This window comes from Streptomyces sp. NPDC007991 (assembly GCF_042958445.1).
GTDB lineage: Bacteria > Actinomycetota > Actinomycetes > Streptomycetales > Streptomycetaceae > Streptomyces.
Genome location: NZ_JBIBJD010000004.1, coordinates 453247 through 473394, shown reverse-complemented (window position 1 = coordinate 473394; position 20148 = coordinate 453247). Strand labels below are relative to the sequence as shown.

Sequence of the window (20148 nt, the reverse complement as noted above, 5' to 3'; positions counted from 1 at the left end):
GCGTCAGTCCAGCACCAGGCGCGTCGGCCGACGGCCGGCCGGCGGGGGCAGCCGCAGCCCGTCCCGGCCCGGGGTCACTGAACCGAGCACGCTCGGATGCCGCGCACCCGTGCTCGCCGGCTCGGTGCCGGGCAGGCCGTGCAGGGTCAGGAACCCCAGGACCGCGAAGGCGTACGCCTCCTTCGCGCCGGACGGCAGCCCCAGTTCGTCCGAGGTGCGCACCGCCACCCCCGGCAGCAGCTCCCCGAGCATCCCTGTCAGCACCGGGTTGCGGGTCCCGCCGCCCGAGGCGACGACCTCCGTCGCGCCCACCGACCGCACGGCGTCCGCCACCGTCCGGGCCGTGAGCATCGTCAGGGTGGCGACGACGTCCTCGGCCGGCAGCGTCCCGAACCCGGTCAGCGCGTCCCGCAGATGACCGAGGTGGAACAGCTCCTTGCCCGTCGTCTTGGGCGCGGGCAGCGCGTAGTACGGCTCCTCCAGCAGCCGGTCCAGCAGTGGCCCGTGCACCCGCCCGCGCCCGGCCAGGGCCCCGTCCGTGTCGTAGGCCAGAGCGCCGCCGCTGAACCCCCGGGCCGCCGCGTCGATCAGCGCACAGCCCGGCCCCGTGTCGAAGGCGGTCCCGTCGGGCGCGGTGAGGTTGGCGATACCGCCGATGTTCAGCGCGACGGGCCTGCCCGGCCGGCCCCGCAGCCACAGCACGTCGAACAGGCTGACCAGTGGGGCGCCCTGCCCGCCGGCGGCGATGTCCCGCGGCCGGAAATCGGCGACCACGGGCAGCCCGGTCGCCTCGGCGATCCACGCCGGCTGCCCGAGCTGGAGTGTGCCGTGCACCTCCTTCCCGGCGACCCAGTGGTAGACGGTCTGCCCGTGCGAGGCCACCAACTCGGCCCGTCCCTCGCACAGTTCCCGGTCGGCCCGGAGCGCGGCGGCCGCGAAGGCCTGCCCGATGAGGGTGTCCAGCCGGCACACCTCGCCGAGCGTGGTGGTGCCCGGCGGCAGGGCGGCGGCCAGGGACTCGCGCAGTTCACCGTCGTACGGCTCGCTGACCATGCCGAGCGGCTTCAGCACCAGGCCGGCGCCGACGAGGTCCAGCTCGGCCGCCGCCGCGTCGATGGCGTCGTACGACGTCCCGGACATGAGCCCGATCACCCGCATCCGTTCACCCGCATCCGCTCAACCCGCCTTCTCTTCCGCCACCTCGACCACACCCGCCCGCGGTCGGGACAGCGTGACCAGCGCCGGCACGCTCACCGCGCACGCCGCCGCCGCGTAGTACGCGGGGATGTCGACGCTCCCCGTCCGTTCGATCGTCTCCGTGATGATGAGCCCGGCGCACCCCGAGAACACCGCGTTGGACAGCGCGTAGGCGAGTCCGAGGCCGGTGCAGCGCACCCGGGTCGGGAACATCTCGGACAGCATCGCCGGCCCCGGACCCGCCAGCAGCCCCACCACCGCGCCCGCGCCGAACACCGCCGCACCCTTCACGGTGTTCGAAACGCCCGGCTCCTGAAGAAGGTTGAGCAGCGGCACCGCGAGGACCACCACCAGCACGGCCCCGGTCAGCATCACCGCCCGCCGCCCGAGCAGGTCGCTGAGGAGCCCCGCCGGCACGATCGTCACCGCGAAGCCCAGGTTGGCCAGCACGGTGGCGACCAGCGCCTGCTGGAACGTCGCGCCCAGCGAACTCTGGAGATACGACGGCAGCACGACGAGGAACGTGTAACCGGCCGCGGCCCATCCCATGATCCGCCCCGCGCCCAGTACGACGGCCTTGGCGACCTCGCGCGCAGGAGGCGTCTCCTGCGCCGCCTCCGCCACGAACGCCGGCGTCTCGTCCAGCCGAAGCCGCAGCCACAACACCCCCAGGCCCAGCGGCAGCGTCAGCAGGAACGGCAGTCGCCACCCCCACGATCCCAGCTGCTCCTCCGTCAGCACCGTGGCCAACGCCGCCGCCGCGCCCGCACCGGCCAGCAGCCCCAGCGCCACCGTGAACGACTGCCACGACCCGTACAGTCCCCGCCGGCCCGGCGGCGCGAACTACGTCATCATCGACACGGCCCCGCCGAACTCTCCACCGGCCGACAACCCTTGGAGCACCCGCAGGAACGTCAGCAGCCAGGGCGCCAGGGCGCCCGCCTGCGCGTACGTCGGCAGCGCGCCGATGAGCGTCGTCGCGACCGTCATCAGCGTGATCACCAGGACCAGCACCGGACGACGGCCGATACGGTCGCCCAGACGGCCGAAAAGTGCCGCGCCGACGGGACGGAAGAAGAACGCCAGCGCGAACGAGGCGTACGTCTTCACCAGCCCCTCGATCTCGCTGCCGCCCTCCGGCGTGAAGAACCGCGCCGCGATGATCGTCGCGAAGTAGCCGTAGACGCCGAACTCGTACCACTCGATGAGATTGCCCACCGACCCGGCGACCAGCGCCCGTCGGCCCCGCCGTGTCCGCCCAGTGTGGTGAATGAACGTCACCTCCCTCGCAATTGCACGCCGTTGACGCGAAGACGGCTGGTGACGGCCCGGATGCGGCGCCCGACCCCACCCGGTGTCACCCGTCACGGCAACAGGTGCCCCGACCATCCTCCACTCAGGCAATCGGACGGCTACGCTCGACGTCTGTACGTCATTCGGGCGACTTGGGGAGGTAGCGGGATGACGGAGGTACGGCCTACGGCCGCCGCCTCGGCTCCCCTGTGGGAGCGCGACGAGGAGGTCGCCGCCGTCGCGCGGGCGGTCGACAGCCTGTGCGCGGACCGCTCCTCGTCCGGCGGGCTGCTGCTCTTCTGCGGCGAGGCCGGACTCGGCAAGACCACGCTGCTGGCCGAAACCCGCCGCATCGCGGAGGCACGCGGCTGCCAGGTGTGGTCGGCCCGTGGCGGCGAGACCCTCAGGTCGGTCCCCTTCAACGTCGTACGGCAGCTACTGCAACCCGCGCTGATGTCGATGCTGCCGGAGGAAGCCCGCGTGTACCTCGGCGACTGGTACGACATCGCCGGGCCCGCCCTCGGCATCGCGGACCCCGGCGACCGGCAGGCCGACCCGCAGGGCGTGTGCGACGGCCTGGTCGCCGCCGCGCGCCGGCTCTCCCGCAGGGACTGGCCGCTGGTGCTGCTCGTCGACGACGCCCACTGGGCCGACCAGGAAACCCTGCACTGGCTCGCCGCGCTGGCCGAACGCCGCGACGAGATGTCCGTCCTGGTCGTCGTCACCCGCCGCCCGGGCGAGGTCTCCGGCACGAGCGCCCGGCTCCTCGACACCGTCGCCGCCGCCGCGGACGGCCCCGGCACGACCCTGAGCGCCCTCACCCCGGACGCCACGGCCGGACTCACCCGCGCCACCCTGGGCGCGCACGCCGACGCCGCGTTCTGCCGCGAGGTCTGGGCCGTCACCGCGGGCAACCCCTACGACACCGTCGAACTCCTCGCCAAGGTCCAGGACAGCGAACTCGAACCGGTCGAGGCCCGGGCCGGGGAACTGCGCGCACTGAACCGCTCGGCCCGCGGCGGCGGCATCGTCGCCCGCCTGGAGGAACTCGGCATCGACGCCACCAGGTTCGCCTGGGCCGCCGCCATCCTCGGCACCGGCATCTCCGTCGACCTGGTCGCCAAGCTCGCCACCCTCAAGCCCGAGGAAGCCCGCCGCTGCGCCGAACTGCTGCGCACCGCCCGCATCCTCACCCCGCCCGACCCCGCCACCGGCCGCACCGCCGAAGGGGACCTGGAGTTCGTCCACCCGCTGATCGCCACCGCCGTCTACAACTCGATCCCGGACGCCCTGCGCACCGCCATGCACGGCATCGCCGCCCGTATCGTCACCGACGAAGGACACGGCGCCGCTGCCGCCGCCCGCCACCTCCTCGAAGTCCACCCGGACGACGACGAGGAACTCGTCGGGCAACTGCGCGAGGCCGCCCGCGAGCACCTCGCCGTGGGCGCGCCCGACGCCGCCCGCCGCTGCCTGGAGCGCGCCCTGGAAGAACCGCCCCGGCCCGACATCCAGGCGCACGTCCTGTGCGAACTGGGCTTCGCCACCCTCCTGACGGCGCCCGGCAGGACGATCGGCCACCTGCGGACGGCGCTCGGCATGCCCGGCCTCGATGGCGACGACCGGGTGGACGCCGTCGTCCGTCTCTCGCAGGCGCTGGTTCACCACGACGAACTCGAGGAGGCCGTCCGCACCGTCGAGGCGGAGGCGGCCCGGCTCGCACCCGGGCCCGCCCGGATACGGCTGGAGGCCGTGCGCCTCATGTGGGAGGGGATCCACGCCGGCGAGGTCGCCTCACCGGGCCGCTCCGAGCGCCTGGCCGCGCTCGCGCGGACCTGCACCGGCCGCGACAACTCCGAACGCGCGCTGCTCATCCTGCGCGGCTTCGACGCCTTGATGCAGGGTGAGAACGCCGAGGAGGTCGTGGAGCTGTGCGACCGTACCCTCGTCAACGGCCGCCTCGCTGCCGGGCTCGGGTGGACCGGCACCGAGTGGGGCATCGAACTGCTGCTGATGCTGGCCAACGCGTATGCCTACACCGACCGCCTCGACCGCGCCGAAAACCTCTTCAACGACGCCGTGCGCGCCTACGAGATCGCCGGCTGGACCGGCGGGCACCTCGCCCTCGCACACGCCTATGTCGGCGTCGCACACCGCAGGCGAGGCCGCCTCGGGGACGCGGAAAAATCCCTGCGCGAGGCGCTGCCCCTCGCCGAGCGCGTCGGCCGCGGACTGCCCCTGTACTGGACCGTCATCTGCAATCTCGTCGACACGCTGCTCGCCCGCGGCCAAGTCGACGAGGCCTGGGACGCCGCCGAACGGTACGGCTTCGCCCCGCCCTACCCGTCGACCATAGTGCTTCCGGATCCGCGGGCGGTGCGCGGTCGGCTGCTGCTCGCCGTCGGCCGCACCAAGGACGGCATCAACGAACTGGAGGCCGCCGAGAAGGCGGCGGCCGTGCGCGGCCACCACAACCCGGTACTCGTCCCCTGGGCGGTGGACCTCGCCCGTGCCCTCGCCGCCGAGGACCCGGCCCGCGCAGCCCGGCTCGCCGTAGACGTCCGACGGCAGGCCGAGCGCTTCGGCACGGACACCGCCATCGGCGAGGCCCTGCGGTGCGCCGCCGCCCTGGAGACAGGCCAGCGCGCGGTACGCCTCGCCGCACAGGCCGTCGCCTACCTGGAGTCCTCGCCCTGCCAGTACGAACACGCGGCGGCCCGCATCGAGTACGGCGTCCTCGCCCGCTCGGTGAGCGACCTCAACCGCGGTCTGGACCTGGCTGTTTCGTGCGGTGCGGACGGGCTGGCGGCGCGGGCGCGTGCGGAGTTGGAGACAGGGGCCGGGCAGCGGTGAGCGCGGAGCCCCGGTGACTCGCCGGCACCGGCTGATCGGTCACCGCGGTCGGCCGGACACGCACGCCCAGGCCGGCGAGCCTGATGCCGTCAGGCTCGCACCAGCTGGTCCGTCATCGCCGCCAGCCGCGCCCGCGCTGCCGGGTCGTACGCCGCCTCATGGGCCCGTGCCGGGCTCGTCCCGTCGTAGTACCGGCCGCTGCCCAGGTCGCGCGTGGCCAGGGCCAGCACACCGGCCGCCCCGTCGGCGACCGTGTTCCAGGGCGTGATGCCCGCCTCGCGGACCATCGCGGTGTCCATGTAGGTCGCCGGGTGCAGCACGTTCACCGAGACGCCGGTGCCGTCCAGTTCCCCGGCGAGCGCGAAGGTGTGCGCGACGAGCGCGAACTTGCTGCGGCAGTACGCCGACACGCCGTCGTAGCCGCGGGTGAACTCGGGGTCCTCGACGACGAGGGGTTCCTGACCGGCCGAACCGACGTTGACGATCCGCGCCGGCGCGTTCGCCCGCAGCACCGGCAGCAGGGCCCGGGTCAGGACCACCGGCGCGAGATAGTTCACCGCCAGCCGCAGCTCGTGCCCGTCGGTGCTCAGCTCACGGCCCGCGCCGGGCGTCCCGGACCCCACGCCCGCGTTGTTGATCAGCACGTCGAGCTCGGGATGCGCGTCGGCGACGTGCCCGGCCAGCTCGCGCACCTGCGCCAGTGAGGCCAGGTCGGCGACGAACGCCTCGGCGTCACCTTCGGCCCGCAGTTCCTCGACGAGTCGCCCTATACGGTCCTCGTCGCGGCCGTGGACGAGGACGACGTGCCCGGCACGGACCAGCTCGAAGGCGACGTACCGGCCGAGCCCCGAGGTGGCGCCGGTGATCAGGATGGTGGACATGCCCCCACCGTAGGCACGAGGCTGGGGCATCCGCACGGCAGCCGCCGGCACGGCCGAGCCTACGACCAGCAGGATCACCCTGCCGTGCCGTCCTCCTCCGCCAGCACCCGCTGGGCCGTCGCGAACGCGGAGTTCGCCGCCGGCACCCCGCAGTACACCGCGCTCTGCAGCAGTATCGCGCCGATCTCCTCCGGCGTGAGCCCGCCCCGGCGGGCCGCCCGGACGTGCATGGCCAGTTCGTCGTAGTGGCCGTGCGCGACCAGCGCGGTGAGGGTGATCATGCTGCGCTCGCGGCGCGACAGCGTCGGATCGGTCCAGATCTCGCCCCAGGCGTAGCGGGAGATGAAGTCCTGGAAGCGCGCCGTGAAGGGGGTCTGCCGGGCCTGCGCCCGGTCGACGTGCGCGTCGCCGAGCACCTCGCGCCGCACCTCCATCCCGCGTCCGGCGGGCCCGCCGAGGTGTGCCCGCAGCGCGGTCAGCACCGCCTCCGGGCACTGCGCGGGCGCCAGGTGCGAGGCGCCCGGGAGTTCCACGAGTGTCGCGCCCTGCACAGCGTCCGCGATCTCCCGCAGATGTGCGGGCGGCGTCGCCGGATCGTGTCGTCCGGCGACGAGCAGCGTCGGCACGGCGATCTCCGGCAGCCGGTCCCGCAGGTCGAACGAGGCGAGCGCGTCACAGCAGGCGGCGTACGCGTCCGGGTCGGCGCGACGGTGATCCTCCACCAGCTCCGGCACGGTGAACCCGGACGTGAACCAGCGCGCGTCCGCGCTCTCCGCCAGCCCGGCCAGTCCTTCCCGCCGCACCAGCGCGGCCCGCTCCTGCCAGGGCTTCGCCCCGTTGAAGTGCGCGGAGGAACAGATCACGGCGAGGGACGACAGCCGCTGCGGACGGTGTACGGCCAGGTGCAGCCCCACGGCGCCGCCCAGGGACACGCCCGCGTACGCGAACCGTTCGATGCCGAGCGAGTCGGCGAGCGCCAGCACCAGGTCGGCGAGGTCACCGACCGTCGCGCCCGCCTCGATGAGACCGGCCGCCGAGCCGCCGTGTCCCGGCAGATCCCAGCGGACCACCCGGTGGGTGATCGACAGCTCGGGCGCCACCTTGTCCCACAGGGCGTTCGACGTGCCGAGGGAGGGGCCGAGCAGCAGTGGGGGTGCGGAAGGGGACCCTTCGGCACGGTGGGCGAGGAGTGTCAACGTCGCTCCAGAGCACGGTCGGTGAGGGCTCCGGCGGAGCCGGTGTAGTGGGTGGGATCGAGGTCGGCGTCCGCGAGCTCCGGCGCCTGGGCCGGCGGGCGTCCCTCGGCGGCCAGCCGGGTGAGGAGTTCCTTGGCGTCGGCGCGGCCCAGCACCGGGGCCAGTTCGGCGGACAGCCGCTCGGAGACGATCAACCCGCCGGTGAGATCCAGGTGTTCGCGCATGGCCTCGGGCCTGACCCGCAGCCCCTCCGCCAGCTCGGCGGCGTCCCGGGCGGCCCCGCCGGCCAGCCGCAGCAGGTCCCGCAGCGGCTCCCACTCCGCGTGCCAGGCCCCGGCCGGACGCTCGTCCTCCGCCGCCAGCGACCCGTACAGCGTGGCCGCGAGCTGCGGTGCCCGCCGCGCGGCGGAGGCGATGAGGGTGGACCGTACGGGATTGGACTTGTGCGGCATGGCCGACGAGCCGCCGCCGCTGCTCTCCGCGACCTCGGCGATCTCGGTGCGCGAGAGGGTCAGCACGTCCACGGCGAGCTTCCCGAGCGCGCCCGCCGTGAAGGCGAGACAGCCGGCCAGATCGGCGACGGGTGTCCGCAGGGTGTGCCAGGGCAGATCGGGGGCGCGCAGGCCGAGTTCACGGGCGTAGGCCGCCGGCAGCGCGGCCGGATCGTCCGCGCCGTACGCTCCGAATGCCGCCAACGTTCCTGCGGCGCCGCCGAGTTGGGCGGGCAGCGAGTCTCGTACGGCCGTGAGCCGGTCCCGTGCGTCGAGGACGAGCGCCCGCCATCCGGCCGCCTTCAGCCCGAAGGTCGTCGGTACGGCGTGCTGGGTGAGCGTCCGCCCCGGCATCGCGGTGTCACGGTGCTCGGCGGCCAGCCGCGCCAGCGCCCGCTGCGTGCGGCCGAGGTCGGCGAGGATGAGGTCCAGCGTGCGCACGGCGACCAGCATCGTCGCGGTGTCCATGATGTCCTGGCTGGTCGCGCCCCGGTGGACATAGGGGCCGTACTCCTCGCCGACGGCCTTCGTCAGCTCCGCGACCAGGGGAATGACGGGGTTGCCGCCCGCGCGGGCCCGCTCGGCGAGGGCCCGTACGTCGAAGGCGCCGCCGGCCGCCTCGGTCACCGCCGTCGCCGCCCCCGCGGGGGCCAGCCCCAGCGCCGTCTGCGCCCGGGTCAGCGCGGCCTCCGCGTCGAGCAGCGCCCGCAGATACGCCTGGTCGCTCGTGGCGGACGCGGCCGCCGAGTCGGCCCACCCGGGGGCGAGCAGGCCGGTGTCACCGTGGGCAGCTGTCACTGGAACTCCAGGAAGACCGTCTCGCCTTCGCCCTGAAGGCGGATGTCGAAACGGTACGTGCCGGCCGTCTCCGCCACGGCGATCAGCGTGTCGCGGCGTCCGTCCTCCAGCCCGGACAGCAGCGGATCGGCGGCGAGCGCGGCATCGTCGCCCGGCAGGTAGATACGGGTGTAAAGGTGCACGAGCAGCCCCCGCGCGAAGAGGCACACACTGATGTACGGGGCGCTCCGCCCGCGCGCGCCGGGCCGTAGGGTGCGCGCGTACCAGTGGCCGTTCGCATCGGTCTGGACACGTCCCCAGCCCGTGAACTCCACGCCGTTACGGCCCAGGAAGCCGCCCGACGCCGGATCGCGGCGCATCGACCCGTCCGCCGTCGGCACGTTGCCGTCCGGGTCCGCGCCCCACAGCTCCACCAGGGCGTCCGGCAGCGGACTGCCCGCGCCGTCGGTGACGTACCCGTGCAGGGTGACGGTGTCCGGATGCCCCAGGGGCGCGATGTCCTCGCCGCCGCGGAAGGGCAGGGCGTGGCCGTAGAACGGGCCGACGGTGTGCGACGGGGTGGGCAGCACGCTCTCCGGCCGGCTGGTGTCGATCTTCGTCATGGCAGGTCAGCGCCCTTCTTCGATCCAGGTGGCGTGCGGTCCGTCGAGCACGATGTCCCAGTGGTAGCCCATCGAGAACTCCGGCACCGACAGGCCGTGGTCGTACGTCGCGACCAGCCGCTGCCGGGCCGCGTCGTCCGTCACGGACTGGATGATCGGGTCGTAGGGGAACAGCGGGTCGCTCGGGAAGTACATCTGTGTCACGAGCCGCTGGGTGAACGCCGTGCCGAAGAGCGAGAAGTGGATGTGCGCGGGCCGCCAGGCGTTGAGGTGCTGGCGCCACGGGTACGGGCCCGGCTGGATGGTGGTGAAGTGGTAGCGGCCCTCGTCGTCGGTGAGGGTGCGGCCCACACCGGTGAAGTTGGGGTCCAGCGGGGCGTCGTGCTGCTCGCGCTGATGGGCGTACCGGCCGGCCGAGTTGGCCTGCCAGATCTCCACGAGCTGGCCGCGCACCGGACGGCCGTCGCGGTCCAGCAGCCGCCCGGAGACGGTGATGCGCTCACCGATCGGCGCGCCGTCGTGCTGCCGGGTGAGGTCGTTGTCGATCTCGGTGATGTCCCGCTCCCCGAAGGCCGGGGAGGCCAGCTCCACCAGCTCCGGATCCTTGCTGACGTCGATCGTGACCGGCGGCTGCTTGGGATGCCGGAGCACCGAGGACCGGTACGGCGCGTAGTCACGCCGCGGCTGATGCTCGACGGGACCACCGTCGGCGAGCCGCTTCTCGTACGCGGCACGTTCGGCCGCGATCTCCTGGTCGATGTCGTGTTGAGTGAGAGTCATCGTGATCCCGCGTTTCGTCAACGTTCGAGGACGAGGGCGAGGCCTTGGCCCACCCCGATACAAAGCGTGGCGACACCCACACCGCTGCCCCGCCGCGCCAGCTGATGCGCGACCGTGCCGGCGAGCCGCGCCCCGGACGCCCCCAGTGGATGCCCGAGCGCGATCGCACCACCCTGCGGATTGAGGATCGCGGGATCGAACTCGGGCCACTCGGCCACACATCCCAGCACCTGCGCGGCGAACGCCTCGTTCAGCTCCAGCACGGACAGGTCGCCAAACCCCCTGCCCGCCTTGGCCAACGCCCGGTCGACCGCCTCCACGGGCGCCAGCCCGAAGTAGTGCGGGTCGATCGCGGAGACACCGGTGGCGGACACGCGGGCCAGCGGCTCACGCCCCGTCGCCCTCAACCCCTCCTCGTCGACCAGCAGCAGAGCCGCCGCACCGTCGTTGAGCGGCGACGCATTACCCGCCGTCACCGTGCCGCCCTCCGCCCTGAACGACGGCTTCAGCTTGCCCATCGCCGCCAGGGAGGCATCCGGACGGACACACTCGTCGGCGGCGAAGACAACCGGGTCGCCCTTGCGCTGCGGAATCTCCACCGGCGCCAACTCGGCGTCGAACAACCCGGCCCGCTGAGCCTGTGCGGCCTTCGCGTGACTGCGCAGCGCGAACTCGTCCTGCTGCTCCCGGCCGATCTCGTGCTTGTCGGCGATGAGTTCGGCCGACTCGCCCAGCGGAATCGTCCACTTCGGCTCCATGCGCGGGTTGACCATGCGCCAGCCGAGGGTCGTCGAGTACAGCTCGGTGTGCCCGGCCGGGAAGGGCCTGTCGCTCTTCGGCAGGACGTAGGGGGCCCGGGTCATCGACTCGACCCCGCCGGCCAGCGCGATCGAGGCGTCCCCGACGGCGATCGCCCGGGCCGCCTGGATCACGGCCTCCAGGCCGGACGCGCACAGCCGGTTGACGGTCACGCCCGGCACGGAGGTGGGCAGGCCCGCGAGCAGGGCGGCCATCCGGCCGACGTTGCGGTTCTCCTCACCGGCGCCGTTGGCGTTGCCGACGTACACGTCCTCGATCCGCGCCGGGTCCAACCGGGGCACGCGGACGAGGAGTTCGCGGATGGCGTGCGCGGCCAGGTCGTCCGGGCGCACACCGGCCAGTGCGCCGTTGTAGCGGCCGATCGGTGTGCGGACCGCGTCGACGATGTAGACGTCCTTCATTTCACGCCCTCCGGCACGGTCAGGTCGGCGTCGGTCCGGTCGGCGATCTCGGCGGCGGTCACACCCGGCGCCGTCTCGACCAGGGCGAGTCCGTCGTCGGTGACGTCGAGGACGCCGAGGTCGGTGATGATCCGGTTCACGCATCCCTTGCCGGTCAGCGGCAGGGTGCACTCGGTGAGGATCTTCGGCGAGCCGTCCTTGGCGGTGTGCGTCATGACGACGACGACCGTACGGGCGCCGTGCACCAGGTCCATCGCCCCGCCGATCCCGGTGATCAGCTTGCCGGGGATCGCCCAGTTGGCCAGGTCGCCCCGCTCGGACACCTGCATGGCACCGAGCACCGCCACGTCGATGTGCCCGCCCCGGATCATCGAGAACGACAGCGCCGAGTCGAAGAACGACGCGCCCGGCAGGACCGTCACCGTCTCCTTCCCCGCGTTGATCAGGTCCGGGTCGACCTGTTCCTCCGTGGGGTAGGGGCCCGTGCCCAGGATGCCGTTCTCGGATTCGAGGACGACCTCGACGCCCTCGGGGAGGTAGTTGGGGATGAGGGTGGGCAGGCCGATTCCGAGGTTGACGTACTGGCCGTCCCTCAGCTCCCGTGCCGCCCGCGCGGCCATCTGCTCGCGACTCCAGGCCATCAGGACCTCACCGTCCGCTGCTCGATCTTCTTGTCCGCCGCCTGCTCAGGGGTGAGCGCGAGCACCCGCCGCACGAAGATGCCGGGCAGATGCACCGCGTCCGGGTCGATCTCGCCGGGCTCCACCAGTTCCTCCACCTCGGCGATCGTGACCCGGCCGGCCATCGCGGCCAGCGGGTTGAAGTTCCGGGCGGACTTGCTGAAGACCAGGTTGCCGTGCCGGTCGCCCTTCGCGGCCCGGACCAGGGCGAAGTCCGTGCGGATGCCCCGCTCCAGCACGTACTGCGTGCCGTCGAACTCCCGGACCTCCTTCGCCGGGGAGGCGATCGCGACCCCGCCCTGCCCGTCGTAGCGCCACGGCAGCCCGCCCTCGGCGACCTGTGTGCCCACCCCGGCCGGGGTGTAGAAGGCGGGGATCCCGGCGCCGCCGGCCCGCAGCCGCTCGGCGAGCGTGCCCTGCGGGATCAGCTCGACCTCCAGCTCACCGGCCAGGTACTGCCGGGCGAACTCCTTGTTGGCGCCGATGTAGGACCCCGTCACCCGCGCGATCCGGCCGGCCGCCAGCAGGACCGCCAGGCCCGTCTCCATCGCCCCGCAGTTGTTGGAGACCACCGACAGCCCGGTCACCCCGCGCTCGTACAGCGCGCCGATCAGCACGTTCGGCACACCGCTCAGCCCGAAACCGCCCACCGCGAGCGACGCGCCGTCCGGGACGTCGGCCACCGCCTCCAGGGCTGTGGCGACCACCTTGTCCATCCGAGAAGCCCCATCTCTTCCGAGCGACCCGACCCCATTTAGTCAGGGCACTGAGTATTTCCGCGAAGCTTCTCTCACGCTGCCATCGGGACGGAAGGGCGTCAAGACCTCGGAGTATCCGGCGCTGGTCCCTTGAGCGGACGGCAGACAGTGCCGGAGCTGCCGGGTATTGTTCAGTGCACCGACGAATACGAGCGGGATGAATCCGAGCGAGGGGTGCACATGGCGGCGGCGGACCTCACCACCCACCCCGGGCACCTGGCCCGGCGGCTCCAGCAGGCGCACTACCTGCTGTGGAACACGATGGTCTCCGAGGAGATCACCTCGCCCCAGTACGCGGTCCTCAACACCCTCGTCGACGAGCCCGGGCTGGACCAGCGCACGGTGGGGGAGCGGGTGGGCCTGGACCGGTCGACCGTCGCCGAGGTGATCAGCCGGCTCAGCAGGCGCGGACTCCTGGACAAGGTCCGCGACCCCGAGGACGGCCGCCGTTCCCTGCTGCGTCTCACGGACGAGGGCGAGCGCACCCATCGGAAGCTGACCCTGCGCACCGCCCGGATGAACCAGGTGTTCCTCGCCCCGCTGTCCGCCGAGGAGCGGACGGTGTTCTTCGACCTCATCCGGCGTGTCGCGGACGCGGCCGAGGGGCTGCGCAACCCGGGGGAGTCCCTGGTCGCGCCCGGCTGACGGGCGCGGGTTCCCGCGGGTCAGGACGCCTTGGCGTACACCACCCACACCTGGCCCTTCGCGAAGTTCACCGGTGTGCCGTCGCCGGTGGTGAACGCCGTGCCGTCCGTGGCGTGCTCGCGCTTCCAGTGCACGTCGTAGGCCCGTCCGTCGCGCAGCACCCTGGCCTTTCCGGAGCCCACGGTCTCGGTGTACGGCGTGTTGTTGCCGAGGAAGTCGCGGAAGTCGGACGCGCGCACCTTCACGTACTGCACGACGACCGTCGCGGCCGCCATCCGCTTCCCGTCGGCCGTCGTGGCGGGCGCGCCGTCCATGCCGACCAGCCAGCGGTCCCGGGAGTCCGACCAGGTGAAGGTGAAGCGGGCCGCCGGGTAGCGCACCGTCTGCGAGGTCGTCGCCGTGCCGCCGGCCGGGGCGGCGCCGTAGCGGAAACCGGTGGTCAGGGCGGCCGGACCGGGAGCCTTGGGCAGGAGCCGCTCGGGCCGCAGATAGAGGTTGTGCGGGGCGGGCTTGCCGGAGCCGCGGAAGTAGGCGTCGGGGGCGTCGCCCGGGGTCTTTGCCTGCAGCGGTGCCTTGTCGATCAGCGGCAGCAGCTTCTTCTGCGCCCCGGAGAACGCGAGGATGGGCCGGTCGAACTGGCGCAGCAGCTCCAGATCGGACTCGCGGGCGCTGCGCACCGGGCCGACCGCCTTCGGCAACCGCGTCGCGTACACCGCCATCAGCCGGCTCAGCCCGCCCTCGACCTGCTCCGCGTAGACCACGTCCGCCGCGTCGACACCGGTGTGCGGCCGGGCCGCGGCGGCGTTGTCGAGCTTGACGGCGAGCACGGAGGAGCCGGTCGCCGACGGCGATGTGCTCTGCTCCGGCTGTCTGGAGGTGCCCCGTCCGTCGTCGCCGGGACCGCCCCCGCTGGTGCAGCCCGCCGCCAGGGCGGCCGTCACCGTGGCGGCCAGCAGCGCCGCTGTCGTCGCGGCGCGCCGTCCGCGCGCCCCTCGTTCTCTGCCCACCGTCGCCACCGGCCCCATGTCCTCGACGTGTCTAGATTGTGTACTTATATGCCCACCAATGGCCATACCTGATCGATTTTGACAAAGGGTTCCCGCTTCGTCCGCCCACCGGCTCAAGATTCAGCGCGCAACGCCCGGGTACTCGGGCCTGGCCGACTGACCGACCGGCCGGCCGACGCGCAGCTGACGGAGGGAGCGCGAGGCGATGAGGGCTGTGACCTGGCAGGGCAAGCGGGACGTCCGGGTGGAGAACGTGCCCGATCCGGAGATCCAGGAGCCGACGGACGCGGTCATCCGCGTCACCTCCACCGGGCTGTGCGGTTCCGACCTGCACCTGTACGAGGTGCTCACGCCGTTCATGACCCCCGGCGACATCCTCGGCCACGAACCCATCGGCATCGTCGAGGAGGTCGGCGCCGGCGTCCCGGACCTCCAGGCCGGGGACCGGGTCGTGGTGCCGTTCCAGATCGCCTGCGGCAACTGCTGGATGTGCCTGACCGGCCTGCCCACCCAGTGCGAGACCACCCAGGTACACGGCGAGGGCATGGGCGCCGCCCTGTTCGGCTACACCCGCCTGTACGGCTCGGTACCGGGCGCCCAGGCCGAGTACCTGCGCGTCCCGCAGGCGCAGTACGGTCCGATCAAGGTGCCGGAAGGCCCGCCCGACGACCGTTTCGTCTACCTCTCCGACGTCCTGCCCACCGCCTGGCAGGCGGTCGCCTACGCCGATGTCCCGCAGGGCGGCAGCATCGCCGTGCTCGGCCTCGGCCCCATCGGCGACATGGCCTGCCGGGTCGCCCAGGCCAGGGGCGCGGGGCGGGTGTTCGGCGTGGACCTGGTCCCGGAGCGGCTGCGCCGGGCGCGCTCGCGCGGTGTGGAGACGTACGACCTCAGGTCCTTCGACGACGATAAGGACCTCATCGAGGCGATCCGCGACGAGACCGACGGCCGCGGCCCGGACGCCGTGATCGACGCGGTCGGCACCGAGGCCCACGGCAGCGCGGCGGCCAAGCTGGTCCAGCAGACCTCCGCGATGCTGCCGCGCAAGCTGGGCGGCCCGCTCGCCGAACGCTTCAGCATCGACCGCCTCGCCGCCCTCTACACCGCCATCGACCTGGTCCGCCGCGGCGGCACCATCTCGCTGTCCGGCGTGTACGGCGGCATGGCCGACCCGATGCCGATGCTCACCCTGTTCGACAAGCAGATCCAGATACGGATGGGCCAGGCCAACGTCCGCCGCTGGAGCGACGACATCATCCCGTACCTGACCGACGAGGACCCGCTCGGCGTCGAGGAGTTCGCCACCCACCGGGTGCCGCTGTCCGAGGCCCCGCACGCGTACGAGATGTTCCAGCGCAAGCAGGACGGCGCGGTCAAGGTGCTGATGCAGCCCTGACGGGTCCGTGCGCGCCCTACGCGCCCAGGATCTGAGCCAGGTCGTAGCGGACCGGCTCCTGGAGCTGCGCGTACGTGCAGCTCTCCGGAGTGCGGTCCGGGCGCCAGCGGCGGAACCGGGCGGTGTGCCGGAAGCGCTGCCCGTTCTCCATGTGGTCGTACGCCACCTCGGCCACCCGCTCGGGCCTGAGCGGCACCCACGACAGGTCCTTGCGGCCCGACCAGCGGCTCGGCGCCCCGGGCAGCCGGGCCTTCTCGTGCGCGGCCTCCTCGGACCAGGCCGCCCACGGATGCCCCCGGACATCGTCCATGCGCAGCGGCTCCAGCTCCTCCATCAGCTCGGCGCGCCGCTTCATCGGGAACGCGGCGGACACACCCACGTGCTGGAGGGTGCCCCGGTCGTCGTACAGCCCGAGCAGCAGCGAGCCCACCACGGGGCCGCTCTTGTGCAGGCGGTACCCGGCGACGACCACGTCCGCCGTCCGCTCGTGCTTGATCTTGAACATGGCGCGCTCGTCCGGCCGGTAGCGCACGGTCAGCGGCTTGGCGATCACCCCGTCCAGCCCCGCCCCCTCGTACTGCTCGAACCAGCTGCGCGCCACCTCGATGTCGGTGGTCGCCGGAGCCAGGTGCACCGGCGCGCTCACCCCCGAGAGCTCCCGGTCCAGCAGCTCCCGCCGGCCGGTCAGCGGGGCGTCCATCAGCGACTCGTCCCCCAGTGCCAGCAGATCGAAGGCGACGAACGAGGCCGGCGTCCGCTCGGCCAGCATCCGCACCCGCGAGTCCGCCGGGTGGATCCGCTCCGTCAGCGCGTCGAAGTCCAGATGCCCCTCCCGGGCGATCACGATCTCCCCGTCCACCACCGAGCGCCCAGGCAACCACTCCCGCACGGCCGTCACCAGCTCCGGAAAATACCTGGTCAGAGGCTTGCCGGTACGGCTGCCGAGCTCGACCTCGTCCCCGTCGCGAAAGACGATCGCCCGGAACCCGTCCCACTTCGCCTCGTACTGCATGCCCGGCGGGATCGTCGCCACGGACTTGGCGAGCATCGGCAGGACAGGGGGCATCACCGGCAGATCCATGGTCCGATTCTGCGCCCCTGTGCCGAACTGCGCCCGATGTGCGAGGTATGCGGGGTACGCCTACCGTGGCTCGCATGGGTGACGCGGTGGAGCTGGAGGCGGGCGGCCGGACCGTACGGCTGTCCAGCCCGGACAAGGTCTTCTTCCCGGAGCGGGGCTTCACCAAGCTGGATCTCGCCCGCTACTACCTGGCCGTCGGCCCCGGCATCCTGCGCGCTCTGCGCGACCGCCCCACGACCCTGGAGCGCTACCCCGAGGGCGTGAACGGCGAGAACTTCTTCCAGAAGCGGGCGCCCAAGAACATGCCCGACTGGATCCCGACCGCGCACATCACCTTCCCCAGCGGCCGCAGCGCCGACGAGATGTGCCCCACCGAGGTCGGCGCCGTGGTGTGGGCCGCCCAGTTCGGCACCCTCACCTTCCACCCCTGGCCGGTCCGCCGCGACGACGTCGACCGCCCGGACGAACTCCGCATCGACCTCGACCCGCAGCCCGGCACCGACTACGAGGACGCCGTCCGCGCCGCCCACGAACTGCGGGCCGTCCTCGACGAGTTCGGCGGACTGCGCGGCTTCCCCAAGACCTCCGGCGGCCGGGGCCTGCACGTCTTCGTGCCCATCGAACCCCGCTGGACCTTCACCCAGGTCCGGCGCGCCGCCATCGCCATCGGCCGGGAGATGGAGCGGCGGATGCCCGAGCAGGTCACCATCAAGTGGTGGAAGGAGGAGCGGGGCAAGCGCATCTTCATCGACTACAACCAGACGGCCCGCGACCGCACCATCGCCTCCGCCTACTCGGTACGCCCCCGCCCGCACGCCCCCGTCTCCGCGCCCCTGCGCTGGGACGAGGTGGGGGTCGCGCACCCCCAGGACTTCGACCTCGCGACGATGCCCGCGCGCTTCGCCGAACTCGGCGACGTGCACGCGGACATGGACGACCACCGCTACTCCCTGGAGGCCCTGCTCGACCTCGCCCGCCGCGACGAGCACGACCACGGTCTGGGAGACTTGCCGTACCCGCCCGAGTATCCGAAGATGCCGGGGGAACCGAGGCGGGTACAGCCGAGCAGGGCCAGGAAGACGCGCGGCGGGCCTACAACTCCTTGATCCGGATGTCGCGGTACGAGACCACGTCCGTCGTGCTGTGCACCTGGAGCCCGATGTAGCCGGAGGCGAACCGCCGCCCGTCCGTGCCCGGGTCGTCCGAGCGGGGCGGGGTGAACTCCTGGCCTCCGGTGTTGTCGAACTCGTTGATCAGGACACCGTTACGGAACACCGAGTAGTGCTGGCCGACCACACGGATCTCGTAGTCGTTCCAGGTGCCCTTCTGCGTCACACCGGCGCCGGCGAGGCCCACCCGGTCGAACCCGTAGACCGAGCCGGTCTTGTACATGTCGCCGTCGGGCCGGTCGAGCACCTGCACCTCGTGCCCGTACTTGATGGCGACCCACTCCGGCCGGGACTCCTCCGGGTGGTCGAGGACCCACGGGAAGCGCACGAAGACACCCGAGTTGGCGTTGCCCGCGCCGGGAGCGTCGTCACGCCACTGGAGCTTCAGCGAGAAGTCGCCGTACTTGCGCTGCGGGAACCACAGCATGCCCATGCCCGGCGTCGTCGTGCTGGAGGTGATCGTCCCGTCGGGGTTCAGCGCGAACGAACCACCGCCCACCTGCTGCCACTTGGCCAGCAACTCGGCGCTGCCGTCGAAGAGCGCCCGGTAGCCCTCGGTCTGCCCCGGCTTGCCGATGCCGGACTGACGGGCGGCCTTGCGGATGGCTGTGTACTCGCGCTGGTCGATCACGCCCTCCTTCAGCAGCGCGTCGAGGACGGACGTCACATGCTTGAGGAACAGCGCGTGGGACGTCCACTCCTTTTCGTCCTCGATCAGCTCGCCGATCCGGCAGCGGTTGTCGGTGACCCGGTTGCGCACCCCGGAGTCGACCTCGCCGACGATCACCGTGAGCCGCTCGTCGTACTCCGGGCAGTTCGGCGCCGGTACCTGTCCCGAGACGACCGTGAAGGTCACCGTACGCGCCGCCGAGGTGTTGCCCGCCTTGTCGGTCGCGCGGTACGCCACGGTGTGCGCGCCCGCCCGGTCGACCACCACCGGCGCCGTGTAGGCCAGGTACGGCCCGCCGTCCAGCGAGTACTCAATCTTCTCGACGCCCGAACCGTGCTCGTCGGTCGCCGTGACGGTCACCCGGGCGCTGTTGACGTACGCCCCGTCGGAGTTCTTCGTGCCCTCCACGGTCACGCCCGTCACCGGCGGGGTGGTGTCCTGCGGCGGCGCCGCGACGACCGTGAACCGCACGCTCTTCTCGGCCGCCACGTTGCCCGCCTTGTCCGTGGCGCGGTAGCGGACGGTGTGCGCGCCCACCTCGTGCACCATCACCGGCGCGGTGTACGGCTGCCAGGCACCGGAGCCGACCGCGTACTCGATCGTGTTCACCCCGGAGCCCGTGTCGGACGCGGAGACGGTGACCGTCGCCATGTCGATGTACGCCCCGTCCGGGTCGCGCTCGCCGCTCACCGTCGCCGAGGTCTCCGGCGCGGTCGTGTCGTCCGACTGCGGCGCCACCACCGTGAACGCGGTGCTCTTCTCGGCGGAGACGTTGCCCGCCTTGTCGAAGGCGCGGTAGCGGACCTTGTGGGTGCCGACCTGGTCGATGACGACCGGCGCGGTGTACGGCTGCCAGGCGCCCGCGTCGCCGATCGCGTACTCGATCCTGTCGACGCCGGAGCCGCCCTCGTCGGTGGCGCGCAGCGCCACGCTCGCCGAACCGACGTACTCGCCCTGCGTGTTCTGCGTCCCGCTCACCTGCGCCGACGCCTCGGGCGCGGTCGTGTCCTCGCCGGTGCCCTCGGTGACCACCAGGATGCCCTGCATCTGGCCGTGGCCGGGGATCGTGCAGTGGTAGAAGTACCGGCCGGGGGTGAGCGTGACCTGGGCGGTGTGCTTGCCGCCCTGGGCGTCGTTCGGATTGGCCAGGATGTTGAGCTGCACGTCGTTGTTGAACTCGGGATCGCTGGTCACGAACGTCAGCGTGTGCGGCATACCCGTGGTGTTGCCGGTGGCCACGCTGTTCTCGAACACGATCGTGGCGGTGCCGGCGACCGCCGTCTGCGGCGCCGAGAGGTACTTGTCGATGTCGTTGCCGGCCGTCCAGGTGAGGACCTGTTCGGCGGCCGGCGCCTGCGTCTGCCCGGCGGCGGGCATCGCCTGCACGCCGAGCATCACGAGCAGGGCGGCCAGCAGGGCGGCCCAGATTCT

At 72.4% G+C, this 20148-nt stretch carries 16 protein-coding genes and 1 pseudogene; 4 read left to right on the top strand and 13 right to left on the bottom strand.

What is annotated here, in order from left to right:
- Nucleotides 1–3: 3 nt before the first annotated feature.
- Entirely contained in the window at nt 4–1158 is a 1155-nt protein-coding gene (locus ACFZDA_RS13730) for an anhydro-N-acetylmuramic acid kinase (protein ID WP_391079610.1), read from the bottom strand.
- Nucleotides 1159–1176: 18 nt separating this feature from the next.
- Nucleotides 1177–2478, bottom strand: a pseudogene (locus tag ACFZDA_RS13725) (MFS transporter).
- 180 nt (nt 2479–2658) lie between these two features.
- Between ACFZDA_RS13725 and ACFZDA_RS13720 the strand changes: the two are divergent.
- A complete protein-coding gene (locus ACFZDA_RS13720) occupies nt 2659–5343 on the top strand; it encodes an AAA family ATPase (RefSeq protein WP_391079607.1) in 2685 nt (894 codons plus the stop codon).
- 89 nt (nt 5344–5432) lie between these two features.
- Here ACFZDA_RS13720 and ACFZDA_RS13715 read toward each other — a convergent pair whose 3' ends face one another.
- The 8 genes from ACFZDA_RS13715 to ACFZDA_RS13680 all read right to left on the bottom strand — a co-directional run bounded on the left by ACFZDA_RS13715 (nt 5433) and on the right by ACFZDA_RS13680 (nt 12707).
- Entirely contained in the window at nt 5433–6224 is a 792-nt protein-coding gene (locus ACFZDA_RS13715) for an SDR family NAD(P)-dependent oxidoreductase (protein ID WP_391079604.1), read from the bottom strand.
- 74 nt (nt 6225–6298) lie between these two features.
- The gene (pcaD, locus tag ACFZDA_RS13710) at nt 6299–7420 is read right to left on the bottom strand and encodes a 3-oxoadipate enol-lactonase (RefSeq protein WP_391079601.1); all 1122 of its coding nucleotides are present in this window, start codon (nt 7418–7420) and stop codon (nt 6299–6301) included.
- On the bottom strand, nt 7417–8709 hold the full coding sequence (gene pcaB / locus ACFZDA_RS13705; protein WP_391079598.1) for a 3-carboxy-cis,cis-muconate cycloisomerase: 1293 nt from the start codon (nt 8707–8709) through the stop codon (nt 7417–7419). The genes pcaD and pcaB overlap by 4 nt, the downstream gene beginning before the upstream one ends.
- Nucleotides 8706–9311 (bottom strand): protocatechuate 3,4-dioxygenase subunit alpha, encoded by a 606-nt coding sequence (gene pcaG, locus ACFZDA_RS13700; RefSeq protein WP_391079596.1) that lies wholly within the window; start codon nt 9309–9311, stop codon nt 8706–8708. Before pcaG ends, pcaB begins: the two co-directional genes overlap by 4 nt.
- Nucleotides 9312–9317: 6 nt before the next feature.
- Entirely contained in the window at nt 9318–10091 is a 774-nt protein-coding gene (pcaH, locus tag ACFZDA_RS13695; protein ID WP_391079593.1) for a protocatechuate 3,4-dioxygenase subunit beta, read from the bottom strand.
- 17 nt (nt 10092–10108) lie between these two features.
- A complete protein-coding gene (locus ACFZDA_RS13690) occupies nt 10109–11311 on the bottom strand; it encodes an acetyl-CoA C-acyltransferase (protein ID WP_391079590.1) in 1203 nt (400 codons plus the stop codon).
- Nucleotides 11308–11952, bottom strand: a complete 645-nt coding sequence (locus tag ACFZDA_RS13685; RefSeq protein WP_391079587.1) for a 3-oxoacid CoA-transferase subunit B — start codon at nt 11950–11952, stop codon at nt 11308–11310. The genes ACFZDA_RS13690 and ACFZDA_RS13685 overlap by 4 nt, the downstream gene beginning before the upstream one ends.
- Nucleotides 11952–12707, bottom strand: a complete 756-nt coding sequence (locus ACFZDA_RS13680) for a 3-oxoacid CoA-transferase subunit A (RefSeq protein ID WP_391079585.1) — start codon at nt 12705–12707, stop codon at nt 11952–11954. Before ACFZDA_RS13680 ends, ACFZDA_RS13685 begins: the two co-directional genes overlap by 1 nt.
- A 222-nt stretch (nt 12708–12929) precedes the next feature.
- On the opposite strand from ACFZDA_RS13680, the gene ACFZDA_RS13675 reads away from it, so the two are divergent.
- Nucleotides 12930–13394 carry a MarR family transcriptional regulator gene (locus ACFZDA_RS13675; protein WP_391079582.1) on the top strand — a complete coding sequence of 155 codons (465 nt, stop codon included), beginning with the start codon at nt 12930–12932 and terminating at the stop codon, nt 13392–13394.
- Nucleotides 13395–13414: 20 nt separating this feature from the next.
- Here ACFZDA_RS13675 and ACFZDA_RS13670 read toward each other — a convergent pair whose 3' ends face one another.
- The gene (locus ACFZDA_RS13670; protein ID WP_391080146.1) at nt 13415–14419 is read right to left on the bottom strand and encodes a DUF3048 domain-containing protein; all 1005 of its coding nucleotides are present in this window, start codon (nt 14417–14419) and stop codon (nt 13415–13417) included.
- A 187-nt stretch (nt 14420–14606) separates the two neighbouring features.
- Here ACFZDA_RS13670 and ACFZDA_RS13665 point away from each other — a divergent pair, with 187 nt between their 5' ends.
- The gene (locus ACFZDA_RS13665) at nt 14607–15797 is read left to right on the top strand and encodes an alcohol dehydrogenase catalytic domain-containing protein (RefSeq protein ID WP_391079579.1); all 1191 of its coding nucleotides are present in this window, start codon (nt 14607–14609) and stop codon (nt 15795–15797) included.
- 16 nt (nt 15798–15813) lie between these two features.
- Here the strand turns inward: ACFZDA_RS13665 and ACFZDA_RS13660 are convergent, their stop codons facing one another.
- Nucleotides 15814–16878, bottom strand: a complete 1065-nt coding sequence (locus ACFZDA_RS13660) for an ATP-dependent DNA ligase (protein ID WP_391079576.1) — start codon at nt 16876–16878, stop codon at nt 15814–15816.
- Nucleotides 16879–16952: 74 nt separating this feature from the next.
- Between ACFZDA_RS13660 and ligD the strand changes: the two genes are divergently transcribed.
- Nucleotides 16953–17984, top strand: coding sequence for a non-homologous end-joining DNA ligase (gene ligD / locus ACFZDA_RS13655; RefSeq protein WP_391079573.1), 1032 nt, complete (start codon nt 16953–16955; stop codon nt 17982–17984).
- On the opposite strand, the gene ACFZDA_RS13650 is transcribed toward ligD, so the two are convergent.
- Nucleotides 17971–20112: an OmpL47-type beta-barrel domain-containing protein gene (locus ACFZDA_RS13650; RefSeq protein WP_391080143.1), complete on the bottom strand. Its 2142-nt coding sequence runs from the start codon at nt 20110–20112 to the stop codon at nt 17971–17973. The two genes, ligD and ACFZDA_RS13650, sit on opposite strands and share 14 nt — an antisense overlap.
- Between the last annotated feature and the right edge of the window lie 36 nt (nt 20113–20148).